We start from the raw sequence: 20,501 nt of genomic DNA, 5'->3' as shown, positions 1-20,501 counted from the left end.
TGTAGAGCTGAAAAGGGCCGCGTTTGCGGCCCTTTTTTATGAGGTTCTGAACTACTTGTTGCGAGTCAGTTTTTCCAGATCGGATTCAATTTCGCTGATCTTGTTGGTCACCACGGATTCGAGGTGGCGCAGATCGTCGAGGATCTTACGCTTAAGATCGACTTCGGTGCGGTCACGCTGGCAAAGCTGATCGAGTTCATCGATGACATAGCGCAGGTTGGGGCTGATCTCCTGCACTTCTTTGTAGCCCTGGCCTACGCCATCGGCCACCACGGTTTTGCGCTGGCGTGGGTATTTAAACTTCACGCTTTTGGCAAAAAACTCGCCCTTATCCTTCTGGAAATAGACTTTCAGGATATCGTTGTTGGCTTCCTGCCGGAGGCTGTAACGATCGATTTCATCAGGATTGGTAATACCCAGACTTTTTAAATTATCGTACATAAGCGGTACCCTTCAATATCAATAACCATTAGAGAGTTAACGGAAAATTCCTTTTCCGCTAGTGCCAGATGCAAAAAAGGCGGGATAACCCGCCTTTTAATGCAAAAAACTTAGTCGATGGTACGCAGCAGTTCGTTGATGCCCACTTTACCGCGGGTTTTGGCGTCAACTTTCTTCACAATCACCGCACAGTACAGGCTGTAAGAGCCGTCTTTAGAAGGCAGGTTGCCGGAAACGACAACGGAGCCTGCTGGCACGCGGCCGTAGTGGACTTCACCGGTTTCACGGTCATAGATGCGGGTGCTTTGGCCGATGTAAACGCCCATGGAGATCACGGAACCTTCTTCAACGATCACGCCTTCAACCACTTCGGAACGCGCGCCGATGAAGCAGTTGTCTTCGATGATGGTTGGGTTAGCCTGCAGTGGTTCCAGTACGCCACCGATGCCGACACCGCCGGACAGGTGAACGTTTTTACCGATCTGCGCGCAAGAGCCCACGGTTGCCCAGGTGTCGACCATGGTGCCTTCATCAACATAAGCACCGATATTGACGTAGGATGGCATCAGCACGGTGTTACGTGCGATGAACGCGCCCTGGCGTACTGCCGCCGGTGGCACAACGCGGAAACCTTCTTTCTGGAAACGCGCTTCGTCGTAGTCGGCGAATTTCATCGGGACTTTATCGAAATAGCGGCTTTCTGCACCTTCGATAACTTTGTTGTCGTTAATGCGGAAAGAAAGCAGTACCGCCTTTTTCAGCCACTGGTGGGTAACCCACTGGCCATCAATTTTTTCAGCAACGCGCAGCGCACCGCTGTCGAGCAGGGCAATCACCTGATTTACCGCTTCGCGGGTCACGGGATCAACATTTGCCGGGGTGATCTCGGCGCGACGCTCGAAAGCGGTTTCGATTACATTTTGTAGCTGCTGCATGATGAACATTTCCTGATTGTGACTTACCTTTCAACTTTTGAGCGACAATCAACTTGACTGTCGCTTTCGGGCTAAAAAGGTAAAAAATAAAAGACCGTTATTTATCGTTTGGATTAAGGGCCGCTGTCAACCGTTGCTGCACTTCCTGCTGGAGCACATTATTAAGTGCACGCCGGTCTGCGGTGGCGATTATAAATAAATCTTCTACTCGCTCACCAATTGTCGTAATTCTCGCCCCGTAGAGCGAAATACCGAGGTCGGCGAACACTTCACCCACCCTGGCCAAAAGACCCGGCTGATCGAGCGCAATCAGCTCAAGGAACGTACGCCGGTCGGTGTGCGTTGGCAGGAAATTGACTTCGGTATCGACGGTAAAGTGACGCAGTTTTGCCGACTGACGGCGTGGCTGCGGTGGCTGCCAGGTCGTCTGGGTGATCGCCTGTTCGAGGCTGTGGCGAATAATATTGTGTCGGTCAATGGACAGCGGGCTGCCGTCGGGCTCGAGCACGATAAAGGTGTCCATCGCCATACCGTCGCGGGTAGTGAAGATCTGCGCGTCGTGAACGCTGAGATTACGGCGGTCGAGTTCGGCGCAGACGGCGGCAAACAGATAAGGCCTGTCCGGGCTCCAGATAAAGATCTCCGTGCCGCCGCGCGTTGCCTGCGGGCTCAGCAGGATCATCGGCTGACTAAGATCGTGCTTCAGCAAATGCCGGGCATGCCACGCGATCTGGTTTGGCGTATGGCGAACAAAGTAGTTTGCCCGGCAGCGCGCCCAGATGTGATGCAGCGCTTCCTCATTAATGTTGTCCATCCGCAGCAGTGCAAGCGCCTGAAGCTGGTGGTGACGAACGCGTTCGCGCATATCCGGGCTGTTCTGCATCCCGCGGCGCAGCTGTTTCTCGGTGGCGAAGTACAGCTCACGCAGCAGGCTTTGCTTCCAGCTGTTCCACAGCGTTTCGTTGGTTGCGCAGATATCCGCCACCGTCAGGCAGACCAGATAGCGCAGGCGGTTTTCGGTCTGCACCTCTTCGGCAAACTGTTTAATGACTTCAGGATCTTGAATATCACGGCGCTGAGCGGTGACGGACATCAGTAGATGCTGACGGACCAGCCACGCAACCAACTGAGTTTCCCGGGAGTTAAGGCCATGAAGCTCGGCAAATTTCAGCACGTCCTGCGCGCCCAGCACGGAATGATCGCCGCCTCGCCCTTTGGCGATATCGTGGAAGAGAGCGGCGATTAAAATCAGCTCAGGATGGGAAAGGCGCGGCCAAAGGTCGACGCACAGCGGGTGCTTAGAGCGAGTTTCTTCTTTCGCGAAGCTTTCCAGCTTTTGCAGGACGCGAATGGTGTGTTCATCCACGGTGTAGGCGTGGAACAGGTCGAACTGCATCTGGCCGACAATATGCGACCACTGCGGCATATAGGCCCACAGCACGCTATGACGATGCATTGGCACCAGCGCACGGCTTACCGCGCCAGGATGACGCAGCATCACCAGAAACAGCTCGCGCGCTTCCGGGATGTAGCAGAGCGGCTGGGTCAGGTGACGGCGGGCGTGACGAAGGTGGCGCAGCGTCGTGGAGTAAATGCCGGTGATGTCGCGGTTACGCACCATCATGTAAAACATGCGCAGAATAGCCTGCGGCTCGCGCATAAACAGGGTTTCATCCCGCAGATCGATAAGCGTGCCGCGAAGCTGGAAGTCATCATCCAGCGGGCGCGGTTTTTCGCTGGCATCGAGCGCCAGAATGGCTTCATCGAACAGTTGCAAAAGCATCTGGTTCAATTCGCCCACGCGGCGAGTGACGCGGTAGAAGTCCTTCATCATGTGTTCGACCGGCTCGTTGCCTTCGCCGCTGTAGTGCAGGCGCTGGGCCACGCTAAGCTGGCGGTCAAACAGTAGCCGGTTGTCGTAGCGATTGACTTCCAGATGCAGGGCAAAACGAATGCGCCACAGCAAATGCTGGCATTCATCCAGCTCTTTACGCTCTGCTTCAGTCAGGAAACCAAAGTCCACCATTTCTCCCATGGAGGTGGCGCCGAAGTGACGGCGGGCAACCCACTGCAGCGTGTGAATGTCACGCAGGCCGCCAGGGCTGCTTTTGATGTCGGGCTCAAGGTTGTAGCTGGTGCCGTGATAGCGCTGGTGACGCTCGTTTTGCTCTTCGACTTTGGCGGCAAAGAATTTGGCCGACGGCCAGAAACCTTCGCTGAAAATGTGTTTCTGAAGCTCAAGGAACAGGGCGACATCGCCAATTAACAAGCGAGATTCGATGAGGTTAGTGGCGACCGTCAGATCGGACAAGCCTTCCAGCAGGCACTCTTCTAGCGTACGTACGCTGTGGCCCACTTCCAGCTTCACGTCCCAAAGCAGGGTCAGCAACTCGCCGATACTCTGCGCCTGGGCGTCCGTTAGCCGTTTTCTGCTCAGAATCAGGAGATCGATATCCGACAGCGGGTGAAGCTCGGCGCGGCCATAGCCGCCCACGGCAACCAGCGCGGCTTCGGGAACATCGGCAAAGCCGTAGGCAATCCACAGCCGCTGCAGCAGCTGATCGATAAATTCGGTGCGGGCATCTATAAGCCGTTCAGCGGAAACGCCGCTATCGAAGGCTTTACCCAGCCATTTCTGGAAAGTGTCTAAGTGCGACTTGATGTCTGCGCAGTTAAGTTCGGCTTCCTGCCAGCTGTTTGGATAGTCCGGCTGGCCGGCGATCTCGGGTTCGGTGGTGTTGGCAAACTGCTCTGGCAAAGCTGGACTCATTGTGCGCTACCCATAAAAAAAGCCGGCTCAGGGCCGGCTTAGATTGCTGACTGACGTCAGGGCATCATTCGTTATGCGAAATCACTGCCGGGATGGTGTCATCTTTACGCAGGGTCATAATCTCGCAGCCGTTCTCCGTCACCACAATAGTATGCTCGTATTGAGCAGACAAGCTGCGATCTTTGGTTTTCACCGTCCAGCCGTCTTTCATAGTGCGAATGCGGTAATCACCGGCGTTAACCATCGGTTCAATGGTGAAGGTCATGCCCGGCTGAAGCACTACGCCGCCGTCATCTGCGTCATAGTGAAGTACCTGAGGTTCTTCATGGAACACGCGACCAATGCCGTGGCCACAATACTCACGTACGACAGAGAAACCTTCTGCTTCAACAAACTTCTGGATTGCCGCGCCGAGCGTGCGCAGGCGTATGCCCGGTTTTACCATGCGCAGTGCGAGATACAGGCTTTCCTGCGTGATGCGGCACAGGCGTTCGCCGAGAATCGTCGGCTTGCCCACGATGAACATCTTAGAGGTGTCGCCGTGGTATTCGTCTTTGATAACGGTCACGTCGATATTGACGATATCGCCGTCTTTCAGCACTTTTTCGTCATCTGGAATGCCGTGGCAAACCACTTCGTTGATAGAGATACAGACGGATTTTGGGAAGCCGTGATAGCCCAGACAAGCGGAAATAGCCTGCTGTTCATTCACGATGTAATCATTACAGATGCGATCCAGCTCGCCGGTGGTAATGCCCGGTTTAACGTGGGATTCGATCATTTCCAGCACTTCGGCAGCCAGGCGGCCAGCGACGCGCATTTTTTCGATTTCTTCAGGTGTCTTAATTGAGATAGCCATATCAGATCCGCAGATGTCGATAACGTCGACATGAAATGAGCAGGGAAGTTGCTGTAATGGTATCAGGGGGGGCGTCTCCCTGCAAAATTGAGAATCATCAAGTGCGTATCATGGCAACAACTATTGGAGTCTGGGGGCCATTTATGGTATAAAGCGCGCCGGACTTGTATTCCGATTTTTCGGGTACAGCCAAATACGCTCACTTTGTGTAAATAACACACACGTATCGACACATATTCCGGGGTGCCCTTTGGGGTCGGCAATATGGGATACGTGGAGGCATAACCCCATACTTTATATAGAGGTTTTAAAACATGGCTACTGTTTCCATGCGCGACATGCTCAAGGCTGGTGTTCACTTCGGTCACCAGACCCGTTACTGGAACCCGAAAATGAAGCCTTTCATCTTCGGCGCACGTAACAAAGTTCACATCATCAACCTTGAGAAAACTGTACCAATGTTCAACGAAGCTCTGGCTGAACTGAACAAGATTTCTTCTCGCAAAGGCAAAATCCTTTTCGTTGGTACTAAACGCGCTGCAAGCGAAGCGGTGAAAGACGCTGCTAACAGCTGCGATCAGTTCTTCGTGAACCATCGCTGGTTGGGCGGCATGCTGACTAACTGGAAAACCGTTCGTCAGTCCATCAAACGTCTGAAAGACCTGGAAACTCAGGCTCAAGACGGTACTTTCGACAAGCTGACTAAGAAAGAAGCGCTGATGCGCACTCGTGAGCTGGACAAGCTGGAAAACAGCCTGGGCGGTATCAAAGACATGGGCGGCCTGCCGGACGCACTGTTTGTTATCGATGCCGATCACGAGCACATCGCTATCAAAGAAGCAAACAACCTGGGTATCCCAGTATTTGCTATCGTTGATACCAACTCTGATCCGGACGGTGTTGATTTCGTTATCCCTGGTAACGACGATGCTATCCGTGCTGTTAGCCTGTACCTGGGCGCTGTAGCTGCAACCGTTCGTGAAGGCCGTTCTCAGGATCTGGCTTCCCAGGCGGAAGAAAGCTTCGTAGAAGCAGAATAATAAGGTTTGATGATTCCCCAAGAGATTTCGAGTTGCTGGAAGGCGGCAAACTCGAGAATTCCTGGGAGCTTACATCAGTAAGTGACCAGGATGAGCGAGTGAAGGTAACGCACCTGCGGCTCGAAATATAAAGGGGAAAGCCCTTATTTAACCAGGTAGTATCTCGTTTGGTTAGGGGCCTTTTTATGGCCCCTTTTTCACTTTTAAGCCCGTCTGGCCAATGCGCCGGGCAGGCAACATCTCCGAGGATTTTAGAATGGCTGAAATTACCGCATCCCTGGTAAAAGAGCTGCGTGAGCGTACTGGCGCTGGCATGATGGATTGTAAAAAAGCGCTGACCGAAGCCAACGGCGACATCGAGCTGGCAATCGAGAACATGCGTAAATCCGGTGCGATCAAAGCGGCTAAAAAAGCAGGCAACGTTGCTGCTGACGGCGTGATCATCACTAAGATCGACGGCAACTACGGCGTGATTCTGGAAGTTAACTGCCAGACTGACTTCGTTGCTAAAGACGGCGGTTTCCAGGCATTTGCTAACAAAGTTCTGGATGCAGCAGTCGCGGGTAAAATCACCGACGTTGAAGTTCTGAAAGCGCAGTTTGAAGAAGAGCGCGTTGCACTGGTTGCTAAAATCGGTGAGAACATCAACATCCGTCGCGTTTCTTCCCTGGAAGGCGAAGTTCTGGGTTCTTACCAGCACGGCGCACGTATCGGTGTTCTGGTTGCCGCTAAAGGTGCTGATGAAGAGCTGGTTAAACAGCTGGCCATGCACATCGCTGCAAGCAAGCCAGAGTTCGTTAAGCCTGAAGACGTTTCTGCAGAAGTTGTAGAGAAAGAGTACCAGGTTCAGCTGGACATCGCGATGCAGTCCGGTAAACCAAAAGAAATCGCAGAGAAAATGGTTGAAGGCCGCATGAAGAAATTCACCGGTGAAGTTTCTCTGACTGGTCAGCCGTTCGTTATGGACCCAAGCAAAACTGTTGCTCAGCTGCTGAAAGAGCACAATGCTGACGTAACTAACTTCATCCGCTTCGAAGTGGGTGAAGGTATCGAGAAAGTTGAGACTGACTTTGCAGCAGAAGTTGCTGCCATGTCCAAGCAGTCTTAATGGTTTAAAAGGAACCGCCAACCGGCGGTTCCTTTTTGTCCAGCCTTACAATTTCAGAGCGCTCCGTTAGGCGAGCGGGCTGAAATGCGACAGAATGTCGCCAGAATTAACCATCCCCCATTCGTTGACTGTTCTCAGGAAAGAAACATGGCTACCAATGCAAAACCCGTCTACAAACGTATTCTGCTCAAACTGAGCGGCGAAGCTCTGCAAGGCACAGAAGGCTTTGGTATTGACGCGAGTATTCTGGACCGTATGGCTCAGGAAATTAAAGAGCTGGTGGAACTTGGCATTCAGGTCGGGGTGGTAATCGGCGGTGGCAATTTATTCCGTGGTGCGGGCCTGGCTAAAGCCGGCATGAACCGCGTCGTGGGCGACCACATGGGCATGCTGGCGACCGTAATGAATGGCCTGGCGATGCGCGATGCGCTCCACCGCGCCTATGTGAACGCCCGCCTGATGTCCGCTATTCCATTGAATGGCGTTTGTGATAACTACAGCTGGGCTGAAGCGATCAGCCTGCTGCGCGCTAACCGCGTAGTTATCCTGTCTGCCGGTACCGGTAACCCGTTCTTTACCACTGACTCTGCGGCCTGCCTGCGTGGAATCGAAATCGAAGCAGACGTGGTACTGAAAGCCACTAAAGTGGATGGCGTGTTTACCGCCGATCCGGCAAAAGATCCTGCTGCAACCATGTACGATCAGCTGACCTACAGTGAAGTGCTGGATAAAGAGCTGAAAGTGATGGATCTTGCCGCGTTCACCCTTGCTCGTGACCACAAATTGCCGATCCGCGTGTTCAACATGAACAAGCCGGGTGCGCTGCGTCGTGTGGTAATGGGTGAGAAAGAAGGCACTTTAATTACTGAATAATTTCAGTTGCCCGGTAATCAGGGTAAGATTTGGCTTTATCTACAGCCAGGAATAAACAGGGCTATACTTAGCCTGCGGCGTTGCAGCTGCAGAGAATAAGCGTGGTCTGCCTTAAACCAGTTTTCAAGGATTCGTAACGTGATTAGCGATATCAGAAAAGATGCTGAAGTGCGTATGGATAAATGCGTCGAAGCGTTTAAAAACCAAATCAGCAAAATCCGTACCGGCCGTGCTTCTCCAAGCCTGCTGGACGGCATCGTCGTAGAATACTACGGCACACCAACGCCGCTCCGCCAGCTGGCCAGCGTCACCGTTGAAGATACCCGTACTCTGAAGATCAACGTCTTCGATCGTTCTATGGGCCCGGCGGTAGAGAAAGCGATCATGGCTTCTGACCTTGGTCTGAACCCAAGCTCTGCGGGCACCGATATCCGTGTTCCACTGCCTCCGCTGACCGAAGAGCGTCGTAAAGACCTGATCAAAGTGGTACGTGGCGAAGCCGAAGGCGCACGCGTGGCTGTTCGTAACGTTCGCCGCGACGCTAACGATAAAGTTAAAGCGCTGTTGAAAGACAAAGAGATCAGTGAAGATGACGATCGCCGTTCTCAGGACGACGTGCAGAAGCTGACTGATGCTGCTATCAAGAAAGTGGATGCGGCTCTGTCTGAAAAAGAAACCGAGCTGATGCAGTTCTAATCCACAATTTCTGTGGAAAATTCGCCGCCCAGTAAGCCCTCGCGCACCGCGAAGCGTTTACGGGCGGCGTTTTGCTTTATAAAAACGTCAAGTAAAGGCGTAGACAATGGGCGTCCCGCGCCGCAAACTATTGCGCCATTAATCCTTCATTTTACGACCCCGAGTACCTCATGAAGCAGCTCACTATTCTTGGTTCCACCGGCTCTATTGGCGTCAGCACGCTTAGCGTCGTTCGTCACAATCCTGAAAAATTTGCCGTTGCGGCTCTGGTTGCGGGCACTAATGTCGGGAAAATGGTGGAGCAGTGCCTGGCGTTCTCGCCGAAGTATGCGGTCATGGCCAGTGAGTCTGCGGCGGCGGAAGTCCGTCGTGCCCTGAAAGAGCAGGGGAGTAAAACTGAAGTCATGGCCGGTGAGCAGGCCGCTTGCGAAGTTGCTACGCTTGACGAAGTGGATCAGGTGATGGCTGCTATTGTGGGCGTGGCAGGGCTGTCTTCAACGCTTGCCGCTATCTCCGCCGGCAAGCAGGTTCTGCTGGCGAACAAAGAGTCGCTGATTACCTGCGGGCGTTTGTTTATGGAAGCTGTTGCTCGTAGCAAAGCACAGTTGTTGCCTATCGACAGCGAACATAACGCCATTTTTCAGAGTATGCCGGAAACAATCCAGCGTAACCTGGGATACGCTAGCCTCGAAGATAATGGCGTGTCGTCTATTATCCTCACCGGATCGGGTGGCCCGTTCCGGGAAACGGCTTATGCAGACCTGGCGGCGATGACGCCGGATCAGGCATGCAGCCACCCGAACTGGTCGATGGGGCGTAAGATTTCCGTCGACTCTGCCACTATGATGAACAAAGGTCTCGAATACATTGAAGCTCGTTGGTTGTTCAACGCTTCAGCTGCACAAATGGAAGTGCTGATTCATCCTCAGTCTGTCATTCATTCTATGGTTCGTTACCGCGATGGCAGCGTGCTGGCTCAGCTTGGTGAGCCCGACATGCGCACGCCTATTGCCCATGCGATGGCTTACCCCGCACGCGTAGAATCTGGTGTTACACCACTCGATTTCTGCAAAATCGGTTCGCTGACTTTCATGGAACCTGACTTTGAGCGCTATCCATGCCTTAAGTTGGCCATTGATGCCAGCGCACAAGGGCAGGCGGCGACAACTGCGCTAAATGCGGCAAACGAAGTGGTTGTAGAGGCGTTTCTGAATCGGCAAGTCAGATTTACCGATATCGCCGTGCTGAACCGCTGCGTGCTGGATCAAATGAATTTAACTGATCCACAAAGTGTGGATGAAGTGCTTAGTGTGGATGCTGTTGCTCGTGAAATCGCCAGAAAACAAGTGATGCGTATCGCAAGCCGGTGATAATTCATCCGGCTGAAGTGCCGCCATTTGTTCGCTTTGTGCTTCAGTGATATAGTCTGCGCCACTTAATCGCCAGATGTGACTGAGCGTTAAGTGGAAAGCCGTGTCACAACACGGCTTTTTTATGCACCAGGCTTCAATATTCCTGAGTACCGCTTAATTTTTTTCAGGGAATCATTACGCGTTATGTTGTCTGCTAATCAACAATTAAGCGAATCCTTAACTACGCATGGCGCCCGCCATGTTGCCATCATTATGGATGGTAACGGCCGATGGGCTAAGCGTCAGGGGAAAATGAGGGTTTTCGGTCATAAAGCTGGAGCAAAATCGGTACGCCGCGCTGTGACTTTTGCAGCAAATAACGGTATCGATGCGCTGACGCTTTACGCTTTTAGCAGCGAGAACTGGAACCGCCCCGCTCAGGAAGTGACCGCGTTGATGGAGCTGTTCGTCTGGGCATTAGACAGTGAGGTGAAAAGCCTGCACCGTCATAATGTTCGCTTGCGTATTATCGGCGATACCAGCCGATTTAATCTCCGCCTGCAGGAAAGAATCAAAAAAGCTGAAGCATTAACCAGTGAGAATACTGGGCTGACGCTCAATATCGCTGCGAATTATGGCGGGCGTTGGGATATCATTCAGGGAGTGCGACAGCTTGCGTCGCAGGTGCAGGAAGGCTTATTGCGCCCGGATCAGATAGATGAAGAACTGCTCGGTCAGCAGATCTGCATGCATGAACTGGCTCCCGTAGATTTAGTAATTAGGACAGGAGGAGAGCATCGCATCAGTAACTTCCTCATCTGGCAAATTGCCTATGCGGAACTTTATTTTACCGATGTTCTTTGGCCTGATTTCGATGAACAAGACTTTGAAGGTGCGCTAAATGCTTTTGCAAACCGAGAGCGTCGTTTTGGTGGCACAGCACCTGGTGGTGAATAAGCCTGTTGGGGGTCACTTTTGCTGAAGTATCGCCTGATTTCCGCGTTTATTATGATTCCCGTTGTCATCGCGGCGCTGTTTTGGCTTCCGCCAGTAGGATTTGCGATTGCTACGCTGGTGATTTGTATGCTGGCCGCATGGGAATGGGGGCAACTCGCCGGTTTTGTTGCGCGTTCGCAACGTGTCTGGCTGGCGGTGCTATGTGGTCTGTTGCTTGCCGTCATGCTGATTTCGTTGCCGGAGTATCGGCATTCGGTGCATTTGCCGATAATCGAATTCTCACTCTGGGCATCGCTAGTGTGGTGGGTAGCGGCGCTGTTGCTGGTTCTGTTCTATCCGGCTTCTGCGGCGCTGTGGCGTAATTCCAAACCGCTTCGCCTGGTCTTTGGCCTGCTAACCATTGTTCCCTTCTTCTGGGGCATGGTAGCGTTGCGCAGCTGGCATTATGATATTAACCACTACAGCGGCTCTGTTTGGTTACTGTATGTGATGTTCCTGGTCTGGGGCGCAGACTCTGGCGCTTATGTCTTCGGAAAGATGTTTGGCAAGCATAAACTTGCGCCAAAGGTTTCTCCTGGCAAGACCTGGCAAGGGTTTATTGGTGGCCTTGCGACTTCTGCCGTCATCTCGTTGCTGTTCGGCATGTGGGCGAATTTGAACGTGGCGCCCGTTGTTCTGCTAACCTGTTCCATTGTTGCCGCGCTGGCTTCCGTTTTAGGTGATTTGACCGAAAGTATGTTCAAACGCGAAGCGGGGATTAAAGATAGTGGTCACCTTATCCCGGGACATGGTGGTATTCTTGACCGTATTGACAGCCTGACAGCGGCGGTGCCGGTGTTTGCCTGTCTGCTGCTTCTGGTATTCAGGACGATTTAACGGAAGGTTTTATGTTGAGCATACTCTGGAATTTGGCTGCGTTTATCGTTGCACTGGGTGTTTTAATTACCGTGCACGAGTTCGGCCATTTTTGGGTTGCTCGCCGCTGTGGCGTTCGTGTGGAGCGCTTCTCCATCGGGTTTGGTAAGGCGCTTTGGCGTCGTACTGACCGTCAGGGAACCGAATTTGTTATCGCGCTGATCCCGCTGGGTGGTTACGTTAAAATGCTGGATGAACGCGTTGAGCCGGTGCTGCCGGAGATGCGTCATGCTGCCTTTAACAATAAAACGGTTTCTCAGCGAGCGGCGATTATCGCCGCTGGCCCAATCGCTAACTTCATCTTCGCTATCTTTGCCTATTGGCTGGTGTTTATCATTGGCATTCCCAGCCTGCGTCCAGTGATCGGTGAAATAACCCCCAACTCTATCGCGGCGGAAGCACAAATTAGCGCCGGCATGGAACTAAAAGCGATAGATGGTATCGAAACGCCTGATTGGGATGCGGTTCGTTTAGCTTTAATCGGTAAGATTGGCGATGCGAGTGCGAGAGTTTCTTATGCGCCGTTTGGGACAAATCAAACGCGTGATGTCACCCTTGATCTAAGCCATTGGCAGTTTGAGCCTGATAAGCAGGATCCGGTCGTATCACTTGGATTCAGGCCCCGTGGTCCGCAGATTGAAAACGTGCTGGACGAAGTTCAGCCGCAGTCCGCGGCCAATAAGGCAGGTTTGCAAGCGGGGGACAGGATCGTTAAAGTCAACGGTCAGCCACTCCTTCAATGGAGTGAGTTTGTTAACCTGGTGCGTGACAATCCAGGTCAGCCGCTAGCCTTAGAGATTGAAAGACAGGGGAGCCCCTTGTCTTTGACGCTGATACCGGATACAAAACCGGGTAAAGCGAAGGCAGAAGGGTTTGCAGGGGTAGTACCTAAAATTATCCCGCTGCCCGACGAGTACAAAACAGTGCGTCAGTATGGGCCGTTTACTGCTGTAGCAGAAGCCACGGATAAAACCTGGCAACTGATGAAGCTGACGGTCAACATGCTGGGGAAATTAATAACCGGTGATGTAAAACTGAACAACCTCAGTGGGCCAATCTCCATAGCTCAAGGGGCAGGCATGTCGGCGGAATATGGGTTAATTTACTTCCTGATGTTCCTGGCGCTTATCAGCGTCAACTTAGGGATCATTAACCTGTTTCCTCTTCCCGTCCTTGACGGCGGGCACCTGCTCTTTTTGGCGGTTGAGAAACTGAAAGGCACTCCGGTTTCCGAGCGAGTTCAGGACTTCAGTTATCGCATTGGCTCTATCTTGCTGGTGCTATTAATGGGGCTTGCACTTTTCAATGATTTCTCTCGTTTATAGAGAGAATTAGGTTAGGAAGAACGCATAACAACGATGGCGATGAAAAAGCTCCTCATAGCGACGCTGCTGTTTAGCAGCGCCACCGTATACGGTGCAGACGGGTTCGTGGTGAAAGACATTCATTTCGAAGGCCTGCAGCGAGTCGCCGTCGGTGCGGCCCTCCTCAGTATGCCGGTTCGCGTAGGCGACACCGTCTCTGACGAGGATATCAGTAATACAATCCGCTCACTGTTTGCCACCGGCAACTTTGATGATGTACGAGTCCTGCGTGACGGTAATACGCTGCTTGTGCAGGTCAAAGAGCGTCCAACCATTGCCAGCATCACCTTCTCCGGCAACAAGTCGGTGAAAGATGACATGCTGAAGCAAAACCTCGAAGCTTCCGGCGTACGCGTAGGGGAATCCCTCGACCGCACGACGCTTGGTGACATCGAGAAAGGGCTGGAAGATTTCTACTACAGCGTCGGGAAATACAGCGCCAGCGTCAAAGCTGTCGTCACGCCGCTGCCGCGTAACCGTGTTGACCTGAAACTGGTGTTTCAGGAAGGCGTCTCCGCAAAAATCCAGCAGATCAACATCGTCGGTAACCACGCGTTTACCACGGATGAGCTGATCTCCCGTTTCCAACTGCGTGATGAAGTGCCGTGGTGGAACGTTGTCGGCGATCGTAAATACCAGAAGCAAAAGCTGGCGGGGGACCTCGAAACCCTGCGTAGCTACTATCTGGATCGCGGCTATGCGCGTTTCAATATTGACTCCACGCAGGTTAGCCTGACGCCGGATAAGAAAAGCATTTATGTGACCATCAACATCACCGAAGGCGAGCAGTACAAGATCGCTGGCGTGGATGTGAAAGGCAATCTGGCCGGGCATTCTGCGGAAATCGAAAGCCTGACTAAGATGCAGCCGGGTGAGCTGTATAACGGTACCAAAGTCACCAAAATGGAAGACGACATTAAGAAACTGCTGGGTCGCTATGGTTACGCCTATCCGCGCGTACAGACTCAGCCTGAAATTAATGACGCTGACAAAACCGTGAAGCTGCACGTTAACGTCGATTCCGGTAACCGTTACTACGTGCGTAAGATCCGCTTTGAAGGCAACGACACCAGTAAAGATGCCGTTCTGCGCCGTGAAATGCGCCAGATGGAAGGGGCGTGGCTGGGCAGCAACCTTGTTGATGCCGGTAAAGAACGTCTGAACCGCTTGGGTTACTTCGAGACTGTCGATGTGGACACCCAGCGTGTATCCGGCAGTCCGGATCAGGTTGACGTTGTCTATAAAGTTAAAGAGCGTAACACCGGTAGCTTCAACTTCGGTGTTGGCTACGGTACCGAAAGCGGCGTGAGCTTCCAGGTCGGCGTGCAGCAGGATAACTGGCTGGGTACGGGTTATTCGGTAGGTATCAGCGGCACCAAAAACGACTACCAGACTTACGCGGAACTGTCAGCGACCGATCCGTACTTCACGGTGGATGGCGTTAGCCTTGGTGGTCGTATCTTCTTCAACGACTTTAAAGCTGATGACGCGGACCTGTCTGACTACACCAACAAGAGCTACGGGCTGGATACAACACTGGGCTTCCCGGTGAATGAATACAACACGCTGCGCCTTGGTTTGGGTTACGTGCATAACGATCTGTCGAACATGCAGCCGCAGATAGCTATGTGGCGCTACCTGGATTCTGTGGGTCAGCACCCAACTATGAATGCCAACGACAACAGTTTCTCGGCAGATGACTTCACTCTGAACTATGGTTGGACATACAGCAACCTTGACCGCGGTTACTTCCCGACGGATGGTTCTCGCGTCAACCTGAATGGTAAAGTCACCATTCCGGGTTCCGATAACGAGTTCTACAAAGTGACATTAGATACGGCGAGTTATTTCCCGATCAATGACAATCATACGTGGGTTGTGCTGGGTCGTACCCGTTGGGGTTACGGCGATGGTCTGGGTGGTAAAGAACTGCCGTTCTACGAGAACTTCTATGCCGGTGGTTCCAGCACCGTGCGTGGTTTCCAGTCAAACAACATTGGTCCAAAAGCCGCTTATTTCGGCCCGAACCAGCGTAACTGTGGCACCGGCACTGTGTGTAACTCTAACGATGCGGTGGGCGGCAACGCCATGGGTGTGGCCAGCCTTGAGCTGATTACCCCGACGCCGTTCCTGAGTGAGAAGTACGCAAACTCTGTTCGTACTTCCCTGTTTGTCGATGCAGGTACCGTTTGGGATACCAAATGGGAGAACACCGACGCGACCAGAGCGGCAGGTATACCTGATTACAGCACGCCAAGTAACATCCGTATGTCTGCAGGTATTGCGCTGCAGTGGATGTCGCCTCTGGGGCCGCTGGTCTTCTCTTATGCTCAGCCGTATAAGAAATATGATGGAGACAAGGCAGAACAGTTCCAGTTTAACATTGGTAAAACCTGGTAATTTGTTCTGCGCGATGGAACGCAACAGCAGTGAGGCGCTGCACCTGTTAGCCGTTTAGTCAGTTGGCAGGTGCCCGCAAAAAACAGTGTCTTCGGACGCCTATGGGATGGTAAGGAGTTTATAGTGAAAAAGTGGTTAGTTGCCGCAGGTCTCGGGATTGCTATGGTTGCTTCAGCCGGCGCTCAGGCTGCCTCCAGCATCGCAGTAGTTAATATGGGCAACCTGTTCCAACAGGTCGCACAAAACACCGGTGTTTCTAAAACCCTGGAAAATGAGTTCAAAGGCCGCGCCAGCGAACTGCAGGGGATGGAAAACGATCTGCAATCCAAAATGCAGCGCCTGCAGCGCGATGGTTCAACCATGAAAGCTTCAGATCGCAGCAAAATGGAAAAAGACGTCATGGCTCAGCGCCAGTCGTTCTCCGAAAAAGCACAGGCTTTTGAGCAGGATCGTAACCGTCGTTCCAACGAAGAGCGCAGCAAACTGGTTACTCGTATCCAGGCTGCTGTGAAGAAAGTTGCAGACGATAAAGGTTATGATGTTGTTCTGGATGCAAACACCGTTGCTTACGCAGGTAACGACGTTAAAGACATCACTGCAGACGTACTGAAACAGGTTAAATAAGTAATGTCTTCAATTCGACTGGCTGAATTAGCCCAGCAGTTGGATGCAGAATTGCACGGTGATGGCGATATCGTCATCACCGGCGTCGCATCTATGCAAACTGCCCAGTCTGGCCACATTACGTTCATGGTTAACCCTCGCTATCGTGAACAGCTGGCTGTCTGCCAGGCTTCTGCCGTCGTGATGACCGAAGCCGACCTTCCATACGCTAAGAGCGCGGCGCTGGTAGTGAAGAATCCCTACCTGACCTATGCCCGTATGGCTCAAATTCTTGATACCACGCCTCAGCCTGCAAGCAATATTGCGCCAAGCGCAGCTGTTGATGCGACCGCGAGGCTTGGTCAAAATGTTTCTATCGGCGCAAATGCCGTTATCGAATCGGGCGTTGAGCTGGGCGATAACGTGGTGATCGGCGCTGGCTGCTTTGTAGGTAAAAATACCAAAATCGGCGCGGGTAGCCGTTTATGGGCCAATGTCTCCATCTATCACAACATCGAAATCGGTGCTCAGTGCTTGATTCAGTCCAGCACGGTGATTGGGTCAGATGGTTTTGGCTACGCTAACGATCGCGGTAACTGGGTGAAAATTCCTCAGCTAGGCCGGGTAATTATTGGCGATCGCGTTGAAATCGGCGCCTGTACAACAATCGATCGCGGCGCCCTGGATGACACGATCATCGGCAATGGTGTTATCATTGATAACCAGTGCCAGATTGCACATAACGTTGTGATTGGCGACAATACTGCGGTTGCGGGTGGTGTTATCATGGCGGGCAGCCTTAAAATTGGCCGCTATTGCATGATTGGTGGTGCCAGCGTAATCAACGGCCATATGGAAATCTGTGACAAGGTGACCGTGACAGGAATGGGAATGGTGATGCGTCCAATCACTGAACCGGGAGTTTACTCTTCGGGGATCCCGCTCCAACCGAACAAAGCGTGGCGTAAAACCGCCGCCCTGGTGATGAACATCGATGAGATGAGCAAACGCTTAAAAGCCATCGAACGTAAGGTCAATCAACAAGACTGATCGTCGCCTGCTCCCTGCGCTGCCGTGTTTCCGGCCATTAGGGCTGGAGCGTAAGCCGCGCTTTTTGATTTGCGGCCTGCTGGCATTCTTTGATTGCCGCAGGCCGTGTTATTATTGTCATTTAGAATATTTAGACAGGAAGAGTATTTTGACAACTGACACTCATACTCTGCACATTGAAGAGATTTTAGAGCTTCTGCCGCACCGTTATCCGTTCTTGCTGGTTGATCGCGTGCTGGATTTTGAAGAAGGTCGTTTTCTGCGCGCAGTAAAAAATGTCTCTGTAAATGAGCCGTTTTTCCAGGGGCACTTCCCTGGTAAGCCGATTTTCCCGGGCGTATTGATCCTGGAAGCGATGGCGCAGGCTACCGGTATTCTTGCGTTTAAAAGCGTGGGTAAACTTGAGCCGGGTGAACTGTATTACTTTGCTGGCATCGATGAAGCGCGCTTTAAGCGCCCTGTTGTGCCTGGCGATCAGATGATTATGGAAGTGACCTTTGAGAAAACTCGTCGTGGTTTGACGCGTTTCAAAGGCGTCGCAATTGTTGACGGCAAGATTGTCTGCGAAGCGACCATGATGTGTGCACGCAGCCGGGAGGCATAATACGTGATTGATAAGTCCGCCTTTATTCATCCAACCGCTATTGTGGAAGAAGGTGCCGTTATTGGCGCTAACGTTCACATTGGCCCGTTTTGTCTCGTAGGTCCAAACGTTGAAATCGGCGAAGGCACGGTTCTGAAATCTCATGTTGTCGTCAATGGTCATACCAAAATTGGCCGTGACAATGAGATCTACCAGTTCGCGTCTATCGGTGAAGTTAACCAGGATCTGAAATATGCGGGTGAGCCAACTCGCGTGGAAATTGGCGACCGCAACCGCATTCGCGAAAGCGTCACCATCCATCGCGGCACGGTGCAAGATGCTGGATTAACGAAGGTGGGAAGCGACAACCTGCTGATGATCAATGCGCACGTTGCGCATGATTGCCAGATTGGCGATCGCGTTATCCTCGCGAACAACGCAACGCTTGCGGGTCACGTACAAATCGGGGATCACGCCATCATCGGTGGAATGACTGCGGTGCATCAGTTCTGCATCATCGGTGCCCACGTGATGGTTGGCGGCTGTTCCGGCGTTGCTCAGGACGTTCCACCTTACGTTATCGCACAGGGCAACCATGCGACGCCGTTTGGTGTGAACATTGAAGGCCTGAAGCGTCGCGGTTTCAGCAAAGAAGCGCTGCACGCTATTCGCAACGCCTACAAGATCCTCTATCGCAGCGGCAAGACGCTTGAAGAGGCGAAGCCGGAAATTGCTGAAATTGCAGCTCAGCATCCGGAAGTGAATGCATTTATTGAATTCTTTGCCCGCTCCACGCGCGGTTTGATTCGTTAAATGAAGCCTGGTCGTCCCCTTACGATTGCCCTGGTCGCCGGAGAAACCTCCGGCGATATTCTTGGTGCCGGACTTATTCGCGAACTGAAAGCTCGCGTGCCTGATGCTCGCTTTGTTGGCGTGGCCGGGCCGCTTATGCAGGCTGAAGGTTGTGAAGCCTGGTATGAAATGGAAGAGCTTGCGGTCATGGGCATCGTTGAAGTGCTTGGCCGTTTACGTCGCCTGCTGCAGATCCGCAGCGATCTCACGAAGCGCTTCACCGAGCTGCAGCCCGACGTCTTTGTCGGCATTGATGCGCCGGATTTCAATATCACGCTTGAAGGCAACCTCAAGAAACAAGGGATCCGTACGATCCACTACGTCAGTCCGTCCGTTTGGGCATGGCGACAAAAACGCGTTTTCAAAATTGGCAGAGCGACCGATCTGGTATTGGCTTTTCTGCCTTTCGAAAAAGCGTTTTACGACCGGTTTAATGTACCGTGTCGCTTCATCGGGCATACCATGGCGGATGCCATGCCGCTCGATCCGGATAAAAACGCTGCTCGTGCGACGCTAGGCATTGCGGCAGATGCAAAATGCCTGGCGTTGTTGCCCGGCAGTCGCGGCGCTGAAGTCGAAATGCTTAGCGCAGATTTCCTCAGAACAGCGCAACTACTTCGTAAGCGTTGGCCTGCGCTGGAAGTCGTGGTGCCACTGGTGAATGCAAAGCGTCGAGAGCAGTTCGAAAAGATTAAAGCTGAGATTGCCCCCGAACTGCATGTACATCTGCTGGACGGAAAAGCACGTGAAGCGATGATTGCCAGTGATGCGGCGCTTCTGGCCTCCGGCACGGCTGCGCTTGAATGTATGTTGGCCAAATGCCCGATGGTGGTTGGCTACCGCATGAAGCCGTTTACGTTCTGGCTGGCAAAGCGGCTGGTGAAAACCGATTACGTTTCTCTGCCAAATTTACTGGCAGGATGCGAGCTGGTTAAAGAGCTGCTGCAAAACGAATGTGAGCCTATCGGGCTTGCCTGTGCGCTGGAGCCGTTGCTGGAAGACGGTGCCGTCAGCCATCAGATGCATGACACCTTCCGGGATTTGCATCAGCAGATCCGTTGTAATGCGGACAAGCAGGCGGCGGACGCCGTGCTGGAGCTGGCTCAATGATCGAATTTGTTTACCCGCATACGCACCTTGTCGCCGGCGTGGATGAAGTAGGGCGCGGGCCTTTGGTCGGAGCCGTTGTTACTGCAGCTGTGATCCTCGATCCGGCAAAGCAGATTATAGGGCTGGCGGACTCGAAAAAATTATCTGAAAAACGCCGTCTGGCGCTGTATGACGAAATTGTCGAAAAGGCATTAAGCTGGAGCCTGGGCCGTGCCGAGCCGCACGAGATCGACAATATCAACATTTTGCATGCCACGATGCTGGCCATGCAGCGTGCAGTTGCGGGCCTGAATGTTGTGCCTGAATATGTGTTGATTGACGGCAACCGTTGCCCGGCATTGCCTATGCCGTCGCTGGCGGTTGTTAAGGGCGACAGCCGGGTGGCAGAAATCAGTGCGGCGTCAATACTTGCCAAAGTCACGCGCGATCGTGAAATGGCCGAACTGGATCTCAGCTTCCCGCAGTACGGTTTTGCTCAGCACAAGGGCTACCCAACCGCTTTTCATCTCGAAAAGCTGGCCGAGCATGGTGCCACCGAGCACCATCGCCGCAGCTTTGGCCCCGTCAAACGCGCGCTTGGGCTCGTCTCCTGA

General features: G+C 52.7%; 19 protein-coding genes. 15 read left to right on the top strand and 4 right to left on the bottom strand.

Features of this window, described 5'->3' with window-relative positions; all coding sequences use genetic code 11:
* Positions 1 to 51 precede the first annotated feature (51 nt).
* The 4 genes from F3J28_RS13075 to map form a co-directional block, all read right to left on the bottom strand.
* On the bottom strand, positions 52 to 441 hold the full coding sequence (locus F3J28_RS13075; RefSeq protein WP_008456913.1) for a DUF3461 family protein: 390 nt from the start codon (positions 439 to 441) through the stop codon (positions 52 to 54).
* A 110-nt stretch (positions 442 to 551) separates the two neighbouring features.
* Positions 552 to 1,376 carry a 2,3,4,5-tetrahydropyridine-2,6-dicarboxylate N-succinyltransferase gene (gene dapD / locus F3J28_RS13070; RefSeq protein ID WP_166876696.1) on the bottom strand — a complete coding sequence of 275 codons (825 nt, stop codon included), beginning with the start codon at positions 1,374 to 1,376 and terminating at the stop codon, positions 552 to 554.
* Positions 1,377 to 1,473: 97 nt separating this feature from the next.
* The gene (glnD, locus tag F3J28_RS13065) at positions 1,474 to 4,146 is read right to left on the bottom strand and encodes a bifunctional uridylyltransferase/uridylyl-removing protein GlnD (protein ID WP_034808526.1); all 2,673 of its coding nucleotides are present in this window, start codon (positions 4,144 to 4,146) and stop codon (positions 1,474 to 1,476) included.
* A 64-nt stretch (positions 4,147 to 4,210) separates the two neighbouring features.
* Positions 4,211 to 5,005 carry a type I methionyl aminopeptidase gene (map, locus tag F3J28_RS13060; protein ID WP_039300527.1) on the bottom strand — a complete coding sequence of 265 codons (795 nt, stop codon included), beginning with the start codon at positions 5,003 to 5,005 and terminating at the stop codon, positions 4,211 to 4,213.
* A 314-nt stretch (positions 5,006 to 5,319) separates the two neighbouring features.
* Between map and rpsB the strand changes: the two genes are divergently transcribed.
* The 15 genes from rpsB (at position 5,320) to rnhB (ending at position 20,501) form a co-directional block, all read left to right on the top strand.
* On the top strand, positions 5,320 to 6,045 hold the full coding sequence (gene rpsB / locus F3J28_RS13055; protein ID WP_008456923.1) for a 30S ribosomal protein S2: 726 nt from the start codon (positions 5,320 to 5,322) through the stop codon (positions 6,043 to 6,045).
* 256 nt (positions 6,046 to 6,301) lie between these two features.
* Entirely contained in the window at positions 6,302 to 7,153 is an 852-nt protein-coding gene (gene tsf / locus F3J28_RS13050; RefSeq protein ID WP_008456925.1) for a translation elongation factor Ts, read from the top strand.
* A gap of 147 nt (positions 7,154 to 7,300) precedes the next feature.
* On the top strand, positions 7,301 to 8,026 hold the full coding sequence (pyrH, locus tag F3J28_RS13045; RefSeq protein ID WP_008456928.1) for a UMP kinase: 726 nt from the start codon (positions 7,301 to 7,303) through the stop codon (positions 8,024 to 8,026).
* A gap of 138 nt (positions 8,027 to 8,164) precedes the next feature.
* A complete protein-coding gene (gene frr / locus F3J28_RS13040; protein ID WP_008456929.1) occupies positions 8,165 to 8,722 on the top strand; it encodes a ribosome recycling factor in 558 nt (185 codons plus the stop codon).
* Between the two features lie 170 nt (positions 8,723 to 8,892).
* Positions 8,893 to 10,092, top strand: coding sequence for a 1-deoxy-D-xylulose-5-phosphate reductoisomerase (gene ispC, locus F3J28_RS13035; RefSeq protein ID WP_166876693.1), 1,200 nt, complete (start codon positions 8,893 to 8,895; stop codon positions 10,090 to 10,092).
* 186 nt (positions 10,093 to 10,278) lie between these two features.
* Positions 10,279 to 11,031, top strand: coding sequence for a (2E,6E)-farnesyl-diphosphate-specific ditrans,polycis-undecaprenyl-diphosphate synthase (ispU, locus tag F3J28_RS13030; RefSeq protein ID WP_008456932.1), 753 nt, complete (start codon positions 10,279 to 10,281; stop codon positions 11,029 to 11,031).
* Positions 11,032 to 11,049: 18 nt separating this feature from the next.
* A complete protein-coding gene (gene cdsA / locus F3J28_RS13025; protein WP_008456935.1) occupies positions 11,050 to 11,907 on the top strand; it encodes a phosphatidate cytidylyltransferase in 858 nt (285 codons plus the stop codon).
* Positions 11,908 to 11,918: 11 nt separating this feature from the next.
* The gene (rseP, locus tag F3J28_RS13020) at positions 11,919 to 13,271 is read left to right on the top strand and encodes a sigma E protease regulator RseP (protein WP_008456937.1); all 1,353 of its coding nucleotides are present in this window, start codon (positions 11,919 to 11,921) and stop codon (positions 13,269 to 13,271) included.
* Positions 13,272 to 13,304: 33 nt separating this feature from the next.
* On the top strand, positions 13,305 to 15,710 hold the full coding sequence (gene bamA, locus F3J28_RS13015; protein WP_166876690.1) for an outer membrane protein assembly factor BamA: 2,406 nt from the start codon (positions 13,305 to 13,307) through the stop codon (positions 15,708 to 15,710).
* A 123-nt stretch (positions 15,711 to 15,833) separates the two neighbouring features.
* Positions 15,834 to 16,334 (top strand): molecular chaperone Skp, encoded by a 501-nt coding sequence (gene skp, locus F3J28_RS13010; RefSeq protein WP_008456940.1) that lies wholly within the window; start codon positions 15,834 to 15,836, stop codon positions 16,332 to 16,334.
* A 3-nt stretch (positions 16,335 to 16,337) separates the two neighbouring features.
* Positions 16,338 to 17,363 (top strand): UDP-3-O-(3-hydroxymyristoyl)glucosamine N-acyltransferase, encoded by a 1,026-nt coding sequence (lpxD, locus tag F3J28_RS13005; RefSeq protein ID WP_008456942.1) that lies wholly within the window; start codon positions 16,338 to 16,340, stop codon positions 17,361 to 17,363.
* A 148-nt stretch (positions 17,364 to 17,511) separates the two neighbouring features.
* Positions 17,512 to 17,967 carry a 3-hydroxyacyl-ACP dehydratase FabZ gene (fabZ, locus tag F3J28_RS13000; protein ID WP_039290428.1) on the top strand — a complete coding sequence of 152 codons (456 nt, stop codon included), beginning with the start codon at positions 17,512 to 17,514 and terminating at the stop codon, positions 17,965 to 17,967.
* A 3-nt stretch (positions 17,968 to 17,970) separates the two neighbouring features.
* Positions 17,971 to 18,759, top strand: coding sequence for an acyl-ACP--UDP-N-acetylglucosamine O-acyltransferase (gene lpxA / locus F3J28_RS12995; RefSeq protein WP_008456945.1), 789 nt, complete (start codon positions 17,971 to 17,973; stop codon positions 18,757 to 18,759).
* Positions 18,760 to 19,908: a lipid-A-disaccharide synthase gene (gene lpxB, locus F3J28_RS12990; protein ID WP_166876688.1), complete on the top strand. Its 1,149-nt coding sequence runs from the start codon at positions 18,760 to 18,762 to the stop codon at positions 19,906 to 19,908.
* Complete coding sequence (rnhB, locus tag F3J28_RS12985) at positions 19,905 to 20,501, top strand: ribonuclease HII (RefSeq protein ID WP_166876685.1); 597 nt, start codon at positions 19,905 to 19,907, stop codon at positions 20,499 to 20,501. The genes lpxB and rnhB overlap by 4 nt, the downstream gene beginning before the upstream one ends.

It is taken from the genome of Enterobacter sp. Ap-1006, from assembly GCF_011752835.1.
Classification (GTDB): Bacteria; Pseudomonadota; Gammaproteobacteria; order Enterobacterales; family Enterobacteriaceae; genus Cedecea.
The sequence above is the reverse complement of the archived record's forward strand: the minus strand, read 5'-3'. Positions and strand labels throughout refer to the sequence as shown.

Bases quoted from the DNA above. Each gene is read 5' to 3' on its own strand.
- F3J28_RS13075 (WP_008456913.1), bottom strand. From the start codon at position 441: ATGTACGATAATTTAAAAAGTCTGGGTATTACCAATCCTGATGAAATC.
- dapD (WP_166876696.1), bottom strand. From the start codon at position 1,376: ATGCAGCAGCTACAAAATGTAATCGAAACCGCTTTCGAGCGTCGCGCC.
- glnD (WP_034808526.1), bottom strand. From the start codon at position 4,146: ATGAGTCCAGCTTTGCCAGAGCAGTTTGCCAACACCACCGAACCCGAG.
- map (WP_039300527.1), bottom strand. From the start codon at position 5,005: ATGGCTATCTCAATTAAGACACCTGAAGAAATCGAAAAAATGCGCGTC.
- rpsB (WP_008456923.1), top strand. From the start codon at position 5,320: ATGGCTACTGTTTCCATGCGCGACATGCTCAAGGCTGGTGTTCACTTC.
- tsf (WP_008456925.1), top strand. From the start codon at position 6,302: ATGGCTGAAATTACCGCATCCCTGGTAAAAGAGCTGCGTGAGCGTACT.
- pyrH (WP_008456928.1), top strand. From the start codon at position 7,301: ATGGCTACCAATGCAAAACCCGTCTACAAACGTATTCTGCTCAAACTG.
- ispC (WP_166876693.1), top strand. From the start codon at position 8,893: ATGAAGCAGCTCACTATTCTTGGTTCCACCGGCTCTATTGGCGTCAGC.
- ispU (WP_008456932.1), top strand. From the start codon at position 10,279: ATGTTGTCTGCTAATCAACAATTAAGCGAATCCTTAACTACGCATGGC.
- rseP (WP_008456937.1), top strand. From the start codon at position 11,919: ATGTTGAGCATACTCTGGAATTTGGCTGCGTTTATCGTTGCACTGGGT.
- bamA (WP_166876690.1), top strand. From the start codon at position 13,305: ATGGCGATGAAAAAGCTCCTCATAGCGACGCTGCTGTTTAGCAGCGCC.
- lpxD (WP_008456942.1), top strand. From the start codon at position 16,338: ATGTCTTCAATTCGACTGGCTGAATTAGCCCAGCAGTTGGATGCAGAA.
- lpxB (WP_166876688.1), top strand. From the start codon at position 18,760: ATGAAGCCTGGTCGTCCCCTTACGATTGCCCTGGTCGCCGGAGAAACC.
- rnhB (WP_166876685.1), top strand. From the start codon at position 19,905: ATGATCGAATTTGTTTACCCGCATACGCACCTTGTCGCCGGCGTGGAT.